This is a genomic window from Methylotenera versatilis 79, from assembly GCF_000384375.1.
Classification (GTDB): Bacteria; Pseudomonadota; Gammaproteobacteria; order Burkholderiales; family Methylophilaceae; genus Methylotenera_A; species Methylotenera_A versatilis_B.
Window position 1 is genome coordinate 2,407,949 of the sequence record NZ_ARVX01000001.1, and the last position, 14,688, is coordinate 2,422,636.

The 14,688-nt window shown below is 43.0% G+C and carries 14 protein-coding genes; 4 read left to right on the forward strand and 10 right to left on the reverse strand.

The window, feature by feature from the left end; all coding sequences use genetic code 11:
• Positions 1-23 precede the first annotated feature (23 nt).
• Together METVE_RS0111600 and tldD are read left to right on the forward strand one after the other, a co-directional pair.
• Complete coding sequence (locus tag METVE_RS0111600) at positions 24-857, forward strand: carbon-nitrogen hydrolase family protein (RefSeq protein WP_420038365.1); 834 nt, start codon at positions 24-26, stop codon at positions 855-857.
• Between the two features lie 100 nt (positions 858-957).
• On the forward strand, positions 958-2,424 hold the full coding sequence (tldD, locus tag METVE_RS0111605; RefSeq protein ID WP_020168656.1) for a metalloprotease TldD: 1,467 nt from the start codon (positions 958-960) through the stop codon (positions 2,422-2,424).
• A 116-nt stretch (positions 2,425-2,540) separates the two neighbouring features.
• Here tldD and efp read toward each other — a convergent pair whose 3' ends face one another.
• The 9 genes from efp to METVE_RS0111650 all read right to left on the reverse strand — a co-directional run bounded on the left by efp (position 2,541) and on the right by METVE_RS0111650 (position 7,737).
• On the reverse strand, positions 2,541-3,101 hold the full coding sequence (gene efp / locus METVE_RS0111610) for an elongation factor P (RefSeq protein ID WP_020168657.1): 561 nt from the start codon (positions 3,099-3,101) through the stop codon (positions 2,541-2,543).
• Between the two features lie 54 nt (positions 3,102-3,155).
• Positions 3,156-4,298, reverse strand: coding sequence for an elongation factor P maturation arginine rhamnosyltransferase EarP (gene earP / locus METVE_RS0111615; protein ID WP_020168658.1), 1,143 nt, complete (start codon positions 4,296-4,298; stop codon positions 3,156-3,158).
• Positions 4,298-4,648 carry a DUF3147 family protein gene (locus METVE_RS0111620; protein ID WP_020168659.1) on the reverse strand — a complete coding sequence of 117 codons (351 nt, stop codon included), beginning with the start codon at positions 4,646-4,648 and terminating at the stop codon, positions 4,298-4,300. Before METVE_RS0111620 ends, earP begins: the two co-directional genes overlap by 1 nt.
• A gap of 105 nt (positions 4,649-4,753) precedes the next feature.
• Positions 4,754-5,170: a hypothetical protein gene (locus METVE_RS0111625; protein ID WP_020168660.1), complete on the reverse strand. Its 417-nt coding sequence runs from the start codon at positions 5,168-5,170 to the stop codon at positions 4,754-4,756.
• Positions 5,171-5,512, reverse strand: a complete 342-nt coding sequence (locus METVE_RS0111630; RefSeq protein WP_020168661.1) for a heavy-metal-associated domain-containing protein — start codon at positions 5,510-5,512, stop codon at positions 5,171-5,173.
• Positions 5,513-5,546: 34 nt separating this feature from the next.
• A complete protein-coding gene (locus METVE_RS0111635) occupies positions 5,547-6,215 on the reverse strand; it encodes a hypothetical protein (protein WP_020168662.1) in 669 nt (222 codons plus the stop codon).
• Positions 6,216-6,327: 112 nt separating this feature from the next.
• Positions 6,328-6,720: a CopL family metal-binding regulatory protein gene (locus METVE_RS0111640; RefSeq protein ID WP_020168663.1), complete on the reverse strand. Its 393-nt coding sequence runs from the start codon at positions 6,718-6,720 to the stop codon at positions 6,328-6,330.
• Between the two features lie 51 nt (positions 6,721-6,771).
• Positions 6,772-7,290, reverse strand: a complete 519-nt coding sequence (gene greB, locus METVE_RS0111645) for a transcription elongation factor GreB (protein ID WP_198290309.1) — start codon at positions 7,288-7,290, stop codon at positions 6,772-6,774.
• Between the two features lie 45 nt (positions 7,291-7,335).
• A complete protein-coding gene (locus METVE_RS0111650; protein ID WP_020168665.1) occupies positions 7,336-7,737 on the reverse strand; it encodes a hypothetical protein in 402 nt (133 codons plus the stop codon).
• Between the two features lie 90 nt (positions 7,738-7,827).
• Between METVE_RS0111650 and METVE_RS0111655 the strand changes: the two genes are divergently transcribed.
• On the forward strand, positions 7,828-10,563 hold the full coding sequence (locus tag METVE_RS0111655) for a PD-(D/E)XK nuclease family protein (RefSeq protein ID WP_020168666.1): 2,736 nt from the start codon (positions 7,828-7,830) through the stop codon (positions 10,561-10,563).
• 13 nt (positions 10,564-10,576) lie between these two features.
• A complete protein-coding gene (locus tag METVE_RS0111660; RefSeq protein ID WP_020168667.1) occupies positions 10,577-14,008 on the forward strand; it encodes a UvrD-helicase domain-containing protein in 3,432 nt (1,143 codons plus the stop codon).
• A gap of 55 nt (positions 14,009-14,063) precedes the next feature.
• On the opposite strand, the gene METVE_RS0111665 is transcribed toward METVE_RS0111660, so the two are convergent.
• Positions 14,064-14,675: a DedA family protein gene (locus tag METVE_RS0111665; RefSeq protein ID WP_020168668.1), complete on the reverse strand. Its 612-nt coding sequence runs from the start codon at positions 14,673-14,675 to the stop codon at positions 14,064-14,066.
• Positions 14,676-14,688: the final 13 nt, after the last annotated feature.

Below are 14,688 nucleotides of genomic sequence, written 5' to 3' on the forward strand. Positions count from 1 at the left end.
TTAACGTCACTAAAAAACCATCCATGCAATCAAAAAAACCAACAACAGGCACAGTAAAAGTTGCTGGCATTCAAATGGCTTCTAGCCCACAGGTAAGTGCTAATTTAATTGAAGCGGAACGTTTAATTGCACTTGCCGTTGCGCAAGGCGCAAAGATTGTTGTGTTGCCCGAATATTTTTGCATTATGGGTGTGAAAGAAACGGATAAAGTCGCGGTACGTGAAAAGTTGGGCGAAGGCCCTATTCAGCGATTTTTATCTAAAATGGCCAAAGTGCATAAAATCTGGCTTATCGGCGGCACGATTCCATTAACAAGTAATTTTGCCAATAAAGTGCGTAATAGCTGTTTGGTCTTTAACGATAAAGGCGAGCAAGTTGCGCGCTACGATAAAATCCATTTATTTGGGTTAGATTTAGGCACAGAACATTATCATGAAGAAAATACGATTGAACCCGGTGACAGCGTTGTGGTTGTGGAAACGCCCTACGGCAAAATCGGCTTGTCTGTTTGCTACGATTTACGCTTCCCAGAGTTATATCGTGCCATGGGCGAAGTGGATATGATTGTGATTCCATCTGCTTTTACCGAAACGACTGGCAAAGCGCACTGGGAAAGTTTAATCCGTGCGCGTGCCATTGAAAATTTATGTTATGTGATTGCGCCAGCTCAAGGCGGTTATCATGTCTCAGGCCGCGAAACACACGGCAACAGTATGATTGTAGACCCATGGGGCGTGATTTTAGACAGATTACCACGTGGCTCCGGAGTCGTCATCGCCAATGTCAATCGTGATTACCAAACCAGCTTGCGCCAGAGTTTACCGGCACTTAAGCACAAAACAATTAAAGCGATTTAGCTAGTCGTCAATGTTAAGCACTCATTAATCAAGAATATATTTAGCGTGATTATTGCTGTGCGAGTATAGTAAATTTAACTTACGTCACCATATATAGATTATGAAAATAGAACAGCCAAATTTAACTAAAGCCAGCCACTTTGATACCGCACAAGATGTGCTATTAAAACCGACAGGGCTTGATACAAGCGCTTTACAAGGTGTACTTGGCAACATCATGTCGCATCAGGTGGATTACGCGGATTTATATTTTCAATATAGCCGCAGCGAATCTTGGGGCTTAGAAGAAGGTCAAGTCAAATCGGGCAATTTCAGTATCGATCAAGGCGTTGGTGTGCGCGCAGTCAGCGGTGAAAAAACCGCTTTTGCCTACTCTGATGACATTAACTTGAGTGCTTTGCAACAAGCTGCCAATGCGACCAAATCGATTGCCGCTTTAGGTTTAGAACAAACTGGCAAGAGCATTGTAACTAATCAAAATAAGCAACTTTATTTACCACAAGATCCAATTGCTAGCTTATCAGCCGATGCAAAAGTAAAATTGCTGGAACGTTTAGAACAGTTTGCTAAAAAAGTTGACCCGCGTGTTACTCAAGTGATGGCCAGCATTGCGGGCGAATACGAAGTGATTATGGTGGCACGTAGCGATGGCGTAATGGCGGCCGATGTACGCCCTTTAGTGCGTATTTCAGTGCAAGTGCACGTAGAACACAATGGTCGCCGTGAACAAGGTTCCAGCGGTGGTGGCGGTCGTTTTGATTACAGCTATTTTACCGATGAGGTATTGCAAGATTATGCACAAAAAGCCGTGCATCAAGCCTTGGTTAATCTAGATGCACGCCCTGCCCCAGCTGGCAGCATGACAGTTGTACTTGGCGCAGGTTGGCCAGGCATTTTATTGCATGAGGCGATTGGACACGGCTTGGAAGGCGATTTCAACCGCAAAGGCAGCAGCGCTTTTGCCAATATGATGGGCAAACAAGTCGCCGCTAAAGGTATCACCATTGTAGATGACGGTACATTAACCGACAGACGTGGTTCATTAACGATGGATGATGAAGGCAATCAAACCAATAAAACTGTGTTGATTGAAGACGGCATCTTGCGCGGCTATATTCAAGATAGCTTAAATGCGCGATTAATGAACATGCCGTTAACTGGCAATGGCCGCCGCGAAAGCTACGCACATATCCCCATGCCGCGCATGACTAATACTTATATGCATAACGGCGACAGCGATCCTGCAGAAATTATTAAATCGGTTAAAAGAGGCTTATACGCAGCTAATTTTGGTGGCGGACAGGTAGATATCACCAGCGGAAAATTCGTATTCAGCGCAGCCGAAGCTTATATGATTGAAGATGGCAAAATCACCTACCCCGTAAAAGGCGCAACCTTAATCGGCAACGGCCCGGATGTATTAACGCGCGTTTCAATGATTGGCAACGATATGACACTTGATTCTGGCGTAGGTACTTGTGGCAAAGAAGGCCAAAGCGTACCAGTGGGTGTAGGTCAGCCAACGCTTAAGATTGATGGGTTGACAGTGGGTGGAACAGCTTCTTAAACTCTTTAGCCCAAATAAAAGGCCGCATATGCGGCCTTTTATTTGATTGTTTAATTTACAACTAAATCTATTTAAACAGTTTTTTACTAAATCAGACTACACAAAAAAGTGTTTAATTATTTTAATACGCGATTACGATATTCGCCAGTTCTAGTATCAATCTCAATTTTATCGCCTTGTGCAACAAACAGCGGTACAGGAATCTCAAAGCCTGATGCTAACTTAGCTGGTTTCATTACCTTGCCTGATGTATCGCCTTTTACTGCTGGTTCTGTGTAAGTCACTTCGCGCACAACAGTTGTTGGCAACTCCACTGAAATAGCTTTACCTTCATAAAAACGAATATCCACTGGCATGCCATCTTCAATAAACGGTAATGCATCTTCCATAAACTCTGCATCCACGTCGTACTGGTTGTATTCTGCGTCCATAAACACATAAGTTGGGTCTGCAAAATAGGAATAAGTTGCTTCTTTTTTCTCAAGCACAATCACGTCAAACTTGTCGCCTGCGCCGTAAATAGTTTCAGATGGCGCTTCTGTTAACAAGTTTTTAAACTTCATTTTAACAACGGCTGTACTGCGGCCAGATTTGTTGTATTCGGCTTTCACCACCACTAACGGTACGCCATCGGCCATAATCACGTTACCGGCGCGGAGTTCTTGAGCTGTTTTCATTGGGTTGCCTTACTGTTTAATTGGGTTGGAATCAAGCCGCGCATTATACCTTAACTAGTTTTTATTGCAAAAAATCACCAACTTAGCAGCAAGATCAGTTTGCTTTGCTAACTGCTGAGATTGTTGCAAAGTATCCGCAGAAATCTCAGGTAACTGGTTTAAATAATCTTGCCAGATAGTCGCAGTTAACTGTCCATTAACCCAAGCATTATGCATTGGGGAAACGACATTTTTTGTATCGAAATTCGCATAAAACAAAGCCAAAAATGCTGTTAACTTTTGAATATGTGTATTTTCTTCCTGAAAATACGGTTGCCAGATAAACGGTTTTCCCGCCCAAATCGCACGTACCCAGCTATCTTCGCCACGTACAAAATTAATATCACAAGCGGTTAATAATTGGTCGTAATCCGTTTGAGATAAAAATGGTAATACATGCAAATTAAGGCTTTTAAACTGATATGTTTTACCCTCACTCACAGAAGTTAACCCAAAAAAAGACCCAACTTTCGGCAGAATACTGCTGGTTGGTACATAACATTCTATAGGTCGGTTCGACTCAGCCAAAACAGTTAATAAAGATTCGATTGGCACGTGCGGATAACAAAACAGTGAAACTTTTAAGTGATTATTATTGGTTAAGTTTAGTGCCTGCCAAAACGTATTTTGGCAACTCTCACTGTTTACCAGCTTTTGATTTTCATCGAATAGATGGCTTTCTCTAATCAAACCACCAGTGTTTTCTGTAAATCCAGGAAAGTAAAAATGTCGCGTTAATCCATTTGCTTGTGGTGATGGTTTTGCGTGAAAATCTGCCACCCAAGATTCAGCAGATAAATACTCTAAATTAACCCACGTTGTTTGTTGGTCAGATTCAGATTTTTTTCTCGCCATTGCGCTTAAATATTCTGCTGGTAATTTACAAGCGAATGCTTCAATCACTACATCGGCGACGTCTGTAAAATCCGTTTCTGCGCCCCAACTTAACACGCAAATTCCATCAATAATTTGCTGATTCAAATTAACGTTTAAATTGGGAATGATTTTTTGGGCAGCTTGTAAATCATCAATAAAAAGTCGAATACTTAAATTGTGCTCGCTTTGTAATTGCTTTGTCAGCCGCCAACAGACGCCAATATCGCCAAAATTATCGACGATTTTGCAAAAGATATCCCAATGTAACTTAGGCTTTAACATTAAAGTAAATGAATGCCGAATTGTTTAATGATCAGCGCATAAATGTAGAAAATAACCAACGTCAGCACAATGCACAAAATCAATGTTGGCCAAAAACCAAACTTAGGCAGTAAAAAAGAAAATAACAGAAACATCGGTAAAGTTGGTAGCACATACCAAAATGTGTAATAGGCATGATTAGCAATTTTAGTCGTTGGTTGCTGCTCAACATACAACCAGATCAGCGTTAAGATAGTCACCAATGGCAGCGCTGCGACCAAACTCCCCAACTTATCACTCGCTTTGGCGAATTCAGAAACCAGCACCACAACCGCAGCCGTGATCAAATATTTCACTAGAATATACATCATGATTGTTCGCTTATTAAATTTATCGGGAAAAAGCGGCTAATCGCAACAGTATATGGTTACTATTAATCATTACGATGCAATTGGCCGCTAATAAACTAAATAATTTTAAACAACCAGTGGCGCTACAAAGGCAAAGAATGCGCCTATTGCAAAAATCACCACCGATAACCAATAAACACGCAATGCATTACGTCGTGTTTTGGCGCAAACTGCCGCTAAATTGGCATCAGCTGGGCAAGGCACATTGCGTGCTTGCCACTGCAAATAACCAGCTATCGCCAGCATCGCACCGGCCAAACCAAACACCAACGGTTTATGCTCACTAATCCATATCAGTTGTGGAAAATGTGTAATTAAACTGGTTAAGGTTGCCGCAGAACCAATTGCCACCAAAGTAGCTGGCAACGCGCAACAAATCAGCGTTGAACCGCTAGTGAAAAGTGACAGAATATTGGCTTTTTGAGCGGTTTTTACTGCATTTAAATCAGTTAAGTCGCTATTTAAATTAGTTATTTCTGCCATTTATTTTGCCTCCTGTTTGGCTTCAAGTTGTGCCTTAATATGCGCGACTGGGTGCTCTGAAATTTCAATAGAAGTCACCTCATAACCCGCATCTTTAATGATGGTTTTGACTTGCTCATTTGAAAGTGTTTGCCCATCTTTCAGTTCAACCGCGACCACACGCTGTTTTAAATTAACGTAAACATCTTGCGTTTGCGAAAGCGCGCGCATTTTCTTCTCAATGCCTTGCGCGCAAAATGCGCATACCATACCGTTAACATTGGCCTTGATGGTTTGTGTTGCAAAAACCATGTTGCTGAATAATGCAGAGAATACAATCGTTGTTAATACTAATTTTTTCATGATAATTTTCCTTTAATTAAGCTTTAAATAAATTCTAGAATACGTACATAAAGTTAAAGCGTGGTTCGCGTGAGTTATTCACACCCGCCTCAACAAAAAAGCTTTTGTTCACCAAGCGCACCATTGGCGTGACTTCAATCTTTTCCGATAAGCCATTCATATTGCGCGCTTCTAAAATCAGCCACGGCTGCGTTTTGTCATAATCGCTTTCATAGAATGAAAAACCGGCGCGTACAGAAGTGAAATCGTGATTAATATCGGAAGCGCGATACAGACGATGCGCTGCCTGAAAATAAATACGCGTGGTTTCGTAATCGAATTGAACGCCTGGCGTGACCATTACTTTGTCAAAATTACGGTTCTCGCCAATGAACTTATCCTCACCTTGCAATGCGCCTATTCCACCTTGAAACCACAAATTGGCTTGCGCATGTGGCAGATTCCAGCGCTGCAATAAACGTGTGTAAGTTAACTCTTCTAAAGTACGAGATTTGCTTTTGTCGTCAGCGCGCATATAAGTCGCACTTACACCAAAAGCATCACGTGGCGTAACGGCATAATTAACAAATGACTCGCGCCAATTACTATTAAAGTCGCCCATCGCCATAAAAGATTCACTAAAACCCATTGGGCCCGCGATTGCGGATTGGCTGAGTAGCATTGCCAGCAATGGCAATGCTATTTTAAAACGTAGGACAAGCATGATTTTCCTTTATCTAACTTTGATAACTTAGCTTTGAATTGCTTAGGTTTTAATTACTAAGCTGGTCATCAAATCAACAAATACGCCCTAAATTTTGGGCGGAATGAGGGTGTTAGATAAAAGCGATGGGTGGACGTTGCAGATTAGGAAGTGTGATTGAAGCGTAAGATTGATGATTAAAATCAATCATTTGTGTAAAATTTAAAGCAAAAGTCGATTGAATATTGACAGGCATAGCAGTTAACGCACACATATTGGCACATACTGTCGCGCAACTAGATTTATGCGAGACTTGCTGATGACTTTTTTTATGAGAATCCGCAGAAGTGTCGTTTTGCATAGTTTGATGGCAAGGCATGTTACTAGACATTAACTCTACTGATTTTTCCACAATATTCGCTTGCATCATGCTATTGCAAATCAGCATATTGGCGGTCGCCAAAGCTTGCATTGGCAATAATACCAATAACAAATAAGCAAAAAAAAGTGAATAACGTTTCAACATGAAATCTAGGATAGCAGAGTCATCAACTTAGTTCAAACAGCAGCATTTATTTTAAACGATATCAGTTGCAATTGAATCAGCTGGCGTATAACGGATATCTATCACTTCAAACGTTTCGTCGCCTTTTGGCGTAATCACACGCACAGTATCGCCTAAAGCTTTTCCCAACATCGCTTTTGCTAGTGGTGAAACCCAACTGATAAAGCCTAAGTTTGGCTCTAATTCATCTTTGCCGACAATACGATAGACATGTTCGCTATCGTCTGCCAAATTAAACAGCGTTACCCAAGCACCAAAGAACACTTTTTCTAAATGCTGTTGCAGGCTACTGTCGACAATTTCGGCTAAATCCATGCGGCGCATTAAATGACGGCAGCGGCTATCAATTTGGCGTAAGCGACGTTTGCCATAAATGTAGTCACCATTCTCGCTTCTGTCGCCATTACTAGCCGCCCAAGAAACCGTGCGCACCACTTCTGGCCGCTCTACTTTATATAGCGCATGGAATTCTGCCTGCAAAGCGGCAAAACCTTGTGGTGTGATGTAATTTTTTTCGTCCAAACTACTCAATTAAAATCCTGCCAATCAAAATATTGCTAACCACTTTACCCGTCATTAATTGAATGGCTCATTAAATGAATCATTATTCAACAACTGAACGTTTTTGACAAAATAAGGCGTTTCACCAAAACAACTACCTGGAATCCCTTTGTGCTCTTCATAAGTGATTCTGACGCGCTTGCCTAAACTGTCATTGATCTTTTCAACCAACTTCAAATCTTTCACTGTGAACGTAAATTTTTCAGCTTGTGTGCCAGGCATTGAAACTAGCACTAATTCGCCCTCGTAAGTTTTGCAAACGTAGCCTTTTTCTGAAAATTTCTGCACATAACCAGCACGCTCACCCGTTGAATATACCCAAGTAAGTGCCGCCCAAGTGTATAGCGCAAATAAAACAATCGGGAAAATGATTGCCAAAATGAGTATTTTGAATAGTTTAGCAAGTTTACTGACCATCGCTTACCTCAGAGTTTATGTTGAATAACGAATGTTTGAATCCGCAAGTTTATGCGGCTATTTTACTGCAAGTTCGCCTACAATAACGACATGTCAGATTTAACATCCCATTTAATATTATGCACGACAGCGCGTTTAAGTCGCGGCTTGCAACTGTACTATCAGCAACAATTATCGCTGAAGCAAACGCAATGGCAAACGCCACAAATAATGACCTTGCAACAATGGTTAAGTCAGTTGATGCAACAAGGACTTTTAGCGGGCGAAGTGGATTTGCATACTTTTCCACGCATCCATTTAAATACCATCACTGAAAAAATGCTCTGGCAACAAGCGATACAAAGTTGCATACAAAAACACGAATTAGCAGAATTATTCGATGTAGTCAGTTTGGCCGATGCGGCGATTGCGGCGAATCAGTTATTGATCGAATGGCAAGTAAACGATGCGCAATTGAATGATTATTTTCAATCAGTCGAAACGCGGCAATTTTTGCGCTGGCGCGCAGCGTTTCAGACTTTATGCGTGCAGAATAATGCGCTGGAATGTGCGCGAATATTGGCTTTGCAAGTGGAATTTTTAGCCACAACGACATTACCGCTGCCAAGCAAAATCGAATTAGCGGGTTTTGACCGCATCACGCCGTTAGAACAACAACTAATCGCCAATCTGCAGGCTAAAAATGTGCAAGTTACTTTCTTGCAACATCATCAAAATGCTCAGCATACCGAGCAGATTGAATGTGATGATTGCGATGCAGAATGTCGCGCTGCGGTAGCTTGGGCGAAAGAAACCTTCACGCAAAATCCGCAAGCTAACTTAGCCATCATCACGCCAATATTGGGCAATCTTCGCACAAAGCTGGCCGATCTTTTAGACGATATTTTTCACCCCGAAACGCTGCATCCCAGCTTGTATGAAATGCCACGCATCGTGGATTTTTCGATTGGCGCGCCGTTAAGTGAGCACTCGATGGTGACAACTGCATTACGATTATTGCGTTTGGCGAGCAGCGCCAGAAGCACCGCGCAAGCCGACTTAAGCGCGCTGCTGCTGGATAATTATTGGGGCGTAGAAACTGAAAGTGATGCTCGCCATTTGCTGGATGCGCAAATGCGCAAAAAATTAACACGCACTGTTAGTTTGCAGTCGCTAACGATTTTGGCGCAAAAATCAGCGGATGCTGGGCTTTCAAACGCATCAATATCTATCCATCCATTGATACAGTTTTTAAGCCATTTAGCTACTCTGCAGAATACACAAACGCAATGGCGCGGCAAAAATCTACCCAGTTTTTGGGCGGGACAATTTAGCCAATTGTTAGCAAACGTCAATTGGGCAAACACACGCAGCTTGAGTAGTTATGAATATCAAGCGCAACAATCGTGGTTAAAAGCTTTACAACATTTTGCTGAATTGGATGCATTAACTGGTCCGATTTCAGCGGCAGATGCGGTGAATAAAATCAACCAAATCTGTGCAGCCAGCATGTTTTTACCCGAAACCACTGGCAACCCGCGCTTACAATTACTGGGCATGTTAGAAACCAGCGCAATACCGTTGGATGGAGCATGGGTGCTGGGCATGAACGACCAGCACTGGCCGCCACCAGCTAGACCAAACCCGTTGTTACCCGTTAAATTACAACGCGATTTGAATATGCCAAATGCTGATACAGATATCCAGGCAGCATTTGCGCAAAAAGTGCAGCAGCGTTTAATTAATAGTGCCAGCAACATTGTGTTTTCTTGGGCGCGAAAAGAGGCTGATCGCGAATTGCGCGCTTCACCATTATTGAGCGATTTGCCTTTTCGGGATTCCGTCAAAAGTGTGAATACCATTGCTGAAACACTTAGCGAAAATGTTTTAAGCCAATTGACGATTGAGTTGTTAGACGACCATATCGCGCCGCCCATTTCTGCGGTAGAAAAACTACGCGGCGGCAGCGCACTATTTGAAGCGCAAGCCATCTGCCCTGCTTGGCTTTTTTATCAATATCGCTTGGGCGCAAAATCGCTACAAAGCCCAACTGACGGCTTAGATAGTTTAGAACGCGGCAACTTAACCCATGAAGTGTTGCAACAATTTTGGCTTAAATGTAAAAGCGCTATTCAACTTAAATCGCTATCAGATAGTCAACTTGAAGCAGCTATTAAGACTGCGATTGATTCCGCCTTTAATGCCGCGCGTAATATCGAAAACGTGCCAAAACAAATTCTGCAAATCGAGCAGCAACGCTTGCAACCGCTCATTAGCACTTGGCTGGCGCTTGAAAAGCAACGGGCGGATTTCATTGTGGAAGCGTGTGAAGCTGAGCATAAACTAATCATTGAAGACTTAGAAATCACGCTCAGAATTGACCGCATCGATGCATTGGCAGATGGCGGATTGGTGATTATTGATTACAAAACAGGTAGCAGCAAACCCAGCCATAGCAGCTGGGCGGACGAACGCATCACCAAACCACAAATTCCTTTATATGCGGCGCTAGTACTAAAAGACGAGCAAGTGACTGCTGCCTGTTTTGCCAAAGTCGATCCGTTGGAGTGTCAATTTAGTGGCGTGTCTGAGAATGACGCTTTGCCAAATATTAAGCCTTTTAATGTGTTAAGTAGCGGCTCTGTTTTTAGCGAATTTTCGGATTTTGAAGCGTTGATTTTGCATTGGCGCGAAAGTTTAACGGTGATTGCACATGAAATTAAAACCGGTGTCGCCAATGTGCGATTTGAAAATGAAACCGATTTGCTTTATTGCGAAGTGAGGCCTTTGTTGCGTTTGCCAGAGCGCGCGCTGCAGTTTGAACAACAGACTTCGTTGAAAAAATAAGTTAAATAAAACCATGAACAACGCACTCACTCAGCCAGATTTAATTCAATCAGACTTAATCAAACTAGACACGCAAAATCGCCAACACGCACTTAAGCTAGAAAACTTTATTGTAGAAGCGCCAGCCGGCGCTGGCAAAACCGAATTATTGACACAGCGTTATTTAAAGTTACTCGCCACGGTTGAAGCGCCAGAAGAGATTATCGCGCTGACTTTTACCAATAAAGCAGCGACTGAAATGCGTAATCGCATTTTGATGTCGCTGGAAGCGGCAGAAAATAACACCCAGATTGATGCGCCGCACAAACAGGTGACGCGTGATTTAGCTAACGCTGCACTGGCGCATGCCAATATGCTGGGCTGGCAACTGTTATCGCAACCAGCACGGCTGCGCATTCAAACGATGGATGCTTTATGTAGCAGCTTGGCACGGCAAATGCCGTTATTGAGCCGTTTTGGCGGTCAGCCTGTGGTTAGCACAGATGCTAATGCGCATTACCAAACGGCGGCGCAACAAGCATTGGCACAAATCGCTAGTGAAAATAGTCCTGATGACACCGTGACGACGGCGTTGCGATTCATGCAAAATAATATCGAAAAACTCACCGAATTATTAGCGGATATGCTGGCAAAACGCGACCAATGGCTGCCGTTGGTGGGTGAACATGCCAATATTACGGTAGAAGAAATTACAGCAGGCGTAGCCAATGCGTTGAACGCATTAATAGAACAACGGCTTGCGCTGACGATTGAGGCTATTCCTGCCAATATCCAAACACAACTGATGCCAATTGTGCGTTTTGCTGCCAGTAATTTAGAAGAAAATCATGCACTGCAAATGCTGGCTGACTGGCAAATACCGTTTTCTGACAATGCAAACGATTTAGCCAGTTGGCAGATTCTGGCGGATTTTTTGCTTACTGACAAAGGCACGTTTAGAAAGAAAGTTGATATCAAAAATGGCTTTCCTCCTAAAGATAAAAACCATCCCGAATACGATGAATATAAGCAGCAATTTTTGCAGCTTGTTGAAATCATAAGTGATGCGCAAACTTTAGATGTGGTGCGTTATCTGCCGAATATGCGCTTAGATGTGATTGCCCAAGACTGCGCGATTATTAAGGCTTTAGCGCAATTACTGCAGTTAGCGACCGCGCATCTATGGACGACTTTTCAAGCCGCGAATGAAGTAGATTTTGTCGCTATCGCGCAATCTGCCAGTTATGCGCTGGAAAATGAGCGTGGCGCGACTGATTTAGCATTGAAACTAGATTATAAAATCTCACATTTATTAGTGGATGAGTTTCAAGATACCAGCCCGACTCAAATGCGCTTGATTGAGCAATTAACACTAGGCTGGCAGCCTGATGATGGACGTACTTTATTTTGCGTGGGCGATCCGATGCAATCGATTTATCGCTTTCGTAAAGCAGATGTGAGTTTATTTTTAACCGCCAGCGAGTTCGGCATCGGGCAATTGCCGCTTTCGCCGCTTAAACTCACGCGAAATAATCGCAGCCATCCGCAAGTAGTCGATTGGATTAACACGACTTTTGAGTCGATTTTTCCTGCTGCGGATAATATTACGCAAGCAGCGATTCGTTATCGCACTTTTATTGCGACCAAAGATGCGATTGCAGATGAAGGCGTGACCGTGCATCCGTTAGTGCTCAATAGCGATGAAGAAAGTGAGCAAGCCAAGTTGTTGGAAGCGCGTTATGTCGCAAATTTAATCACCACCGAAACCCAAAATAATCCTGAAAACAAGCTGGTCGTTCTAGTGCGTTCGCGTTCACATTTGCGCGATCTGGTTTCTGTGATTCGTCGCGATTATGCGCATATTCGCTTTCAAGCCGTTGAAATTGAAGGCTTAAATGACAGACAAACGGTTTTAGATGCGCTTTCACTCACGCGTGCGATGCTGCACCGCGCCGACCGAGTGCACTGGTTGAATGTATTGCGCGCACCTTGGTGCGGGCTGGTTTTGGCCGATTTACACGTGTTGGCGCATGACAATCATTTTTCGACTATTTGGCAATTAATGCAGGATGAGAATCGGCTGCAAAAATTAAGCGCAGATGGTCAGCAACGTTTATCGCATTTGCGTAATATTTTGTTAGAGGCATTTCAACATCAAGGCCGCATGCCTTTGCGTCGCTGGCTGGAAAGCACTTGGCTTAAATTGGGTGGCGCTAACACATTAATCAGCGCGGGCGACAATCGCGATATTCAAGCGTTTTTTGATTTAGTAGAAAAAACCGCGCGCGGCTTTGTGTTGGATTTCAATCAGTTAGATACCGCGATGCTGAAACTCTATGCCCAGCCTGATATTGCGGCCAATAATCAATTACAATTTTTAACCATTCACGCATCCAAAGGCTTAGAGTTCGATACCGTTATTTTGCCTGCTTTAAACCGAAAACCAGCCAATAATGACAGCCCAATGATGTTGTGGGAAGAAGTGCCAGTCGGTAACCAGCGCCAATTATTAGCCGCACCAGTCGCCAAAAAAACAAAGGGTAAAGCCAGCACTTATGATTTTTTAAAAGCGTTGGAAACTGAGCGAGTAGATAATGAAACCGCGCGTCTTTTGTATGTTGCCGCGACACGTAGCATTAAAAAATTGCACTTGGTTGCAACAGTAAAACAAAGCCAAAATGGCGAATTAAAACCTGTTTCAAAATCTTTATTATCATTGCTTTGGCCAAGTGTAGAAGCGCAATTTTCAACCGCTACACCACTTGTCATGTCTGCAGAATCTGCTGTCGGATTACAAGATTTTACACCGCAATTGATGCGCTTAAAAACACCGCGTTTGCCTGAGTTGCTGCAATATCCATCTGAACAATCGGCGCATATCTCTTCGTTCAATCCAGTTAATTCGCTTGTTGATTCGCCGCTATTATTAAATATTGCGGCGGATACTGGCACGCTGACGCATTTGTACATGGAAATGATTGCCAATCGCGCTCTAAATATATGGACTGAAAGCCGCATTCGCGCTTGCTCACCAGCCATGCTGTTTTGGCTGTTGCAAAAAGGTCATACGGAAAACATAGTTAAGCCGTATGTAGAAGTAGTGATAAATGCTTTAGTTAACACGATAAATAGCGCAGATTTTGCTTGGCTAATGCAGATTAAAGAAAACCGACAATCGGAATTGAGCATCACCGCAATTGACGCCTTTGGTGTGCCGCAAGAGCATCGATTAGATTTGACGTTTATTGTGCCAGATAATGAAACAGGCGCATTAACGCGATGGATTGTGGATTATAAATTGACTTTTTCTGATGCAGATTCAACCTTAACCGAAAACTTAACGCTGCAAGCACAGCAACATCATCCGCAACTATCTCGCTATGCAGCGCTGTTTGCAAATGAAGACTTAACCATTCAAACAGCGGTATTTTTTCTAGCGCATGGGAAACTAGTTCTGCTTGATTAAAGATAGTCGATTAAAATTGCTCGATTAAATGTGTTAACTTAATCTTTTTAAACAATTATTCTTGCTTAAAATGGTGCCAAACGTACCAAGCCACAAACGCCAACCCACCGGCGATAATCACGTAATGTGATTTGTGAAAATACACTTCTAAATCTTCCCAATGCTCACCGGCCTTCATGCCAATATAACCCAGCGCGCCACACCAAATAAACGAACCTACAAACGTATAAACAATAAAACGCGTCATATTCATGCGTGCCATGCCAGCGGGAAAGGCAATAAACGTGCGCACGCCAGGCAATAAGCGCGCGATAAAAATAATAATCTCCCCGTGCTGCGCAAACCATCTATCCGCCATATCCAAATCTTTTTTGCTGATGAGCACATATTTACCGTATTTGTCAGCCAACGGTCTGCCGCCAAACATGCCCAAATAATAGGCAGGAATCGAACCAAGCACGCAACCAAGTGCGCCTGCAAACGCGATGCCCAATAATGTCATTTCACCTTTGCTGACCAAAAACCCAGCAAACGGCATAATGATTTCGGATGGCAACGGAATGCAAGCCGATTCAATCGCCATCAACAACACAACGCCCCCATAACCCATGCTGGATATCACACTGATAATCCAGGTCGCTACTACGGCAATTAGTTTTTCTAGCATTTTATTCTTTCAA

Bases quoted from the DNA above. Each gene is read 5' to 3' on its own strand.
- efp (WP_020168657.1), bottom strand. From the start codon at position 3,101: ATGAAAACAGCTCAAGAACTCCGCGCCGGTAACGTGATTATGGCCGAT.
- METVE_RS0111635 (WP_020168662.1), bottom strand. From the start codon at position 6,215: ATGCTTGTCCTACGTTTTAAAATAGCATTGCCATTGCTGGCAATGCTA.
- METVE_RS0111655 (WP_020168666.1), top strand. From the start codon at position 7,828: ATGTCAGATTTAACATCCCATTTAATATTATGCACGACAGCGCGTTTA.
- METVE_RS0111640 (WP_020168663.1), bottom strand. From the start codon at position 6,720: ATGTTGAAACGTTATTCACTTTTTTTTGCTTATTTGTTATTGGTATTA.
- METVE_RS0111620 (WP_020168659.1), bottom strand. From the start codon at position 4,648: ATGATGTATATTCTAGTGAAATATTTGATCACGGCTGCGGTTGTGGTG.
- METVE_RS0111625 (WP_020168660.1), bottom strand. From the start codon at position 5,170: ATGGCAGAAATAACTAATTTAAATAGCGACTTAACTGATTTAAATGCA.
- earP (WP_020168658.1), bottom strand. From the start codon at position 4,298: ATGTTAAAGCCTAAGTTACATTGGGATATCTTTTGCAAAATCGTCGAT.
- METVE_RS0111665 (WP_020168668.1), bottom strand. From the start codon at position 14,675: ATGCTAGAAAAACTAATTGCCGTAGTAGCGACCTGGATTATCAGTGTG.
- METVE_RS0111600 (WP_420038365.1), top strand. From the start codon at position 24: ATGCAATCAAAAAAACCAACAACAGGCACAGTAAAAGTTGCTGGCATT.
- METVE_RS0111630 (WP_020168661.1), bottom strand. From the start codon at position 5,512: ATGAAAAAATTAGTATTAACAACGATTGTATTCTCTGCATTATTCAGC.
- METVE_RS0111650 (WP_020168665.1), bottom strand. From the start codon at position 7,737: ATGGTCAGTAAACTTGCTAAACTATTCAAAATACTCATTTTGGCAATC.
- tldD (WP_020168656.1), top strand. From the start codon at position 958: ATGAAAATAGAACAGCCAAATTTAACTAAAGCCAGCCACTTTGATACC.
- METVE_RS0111660 (WP_020168667.1), top strand. From the start codon at position 10,577: ATGAACAACGCACTCACTCAGCCAGATTTAATTCAATCAGACTTAATC.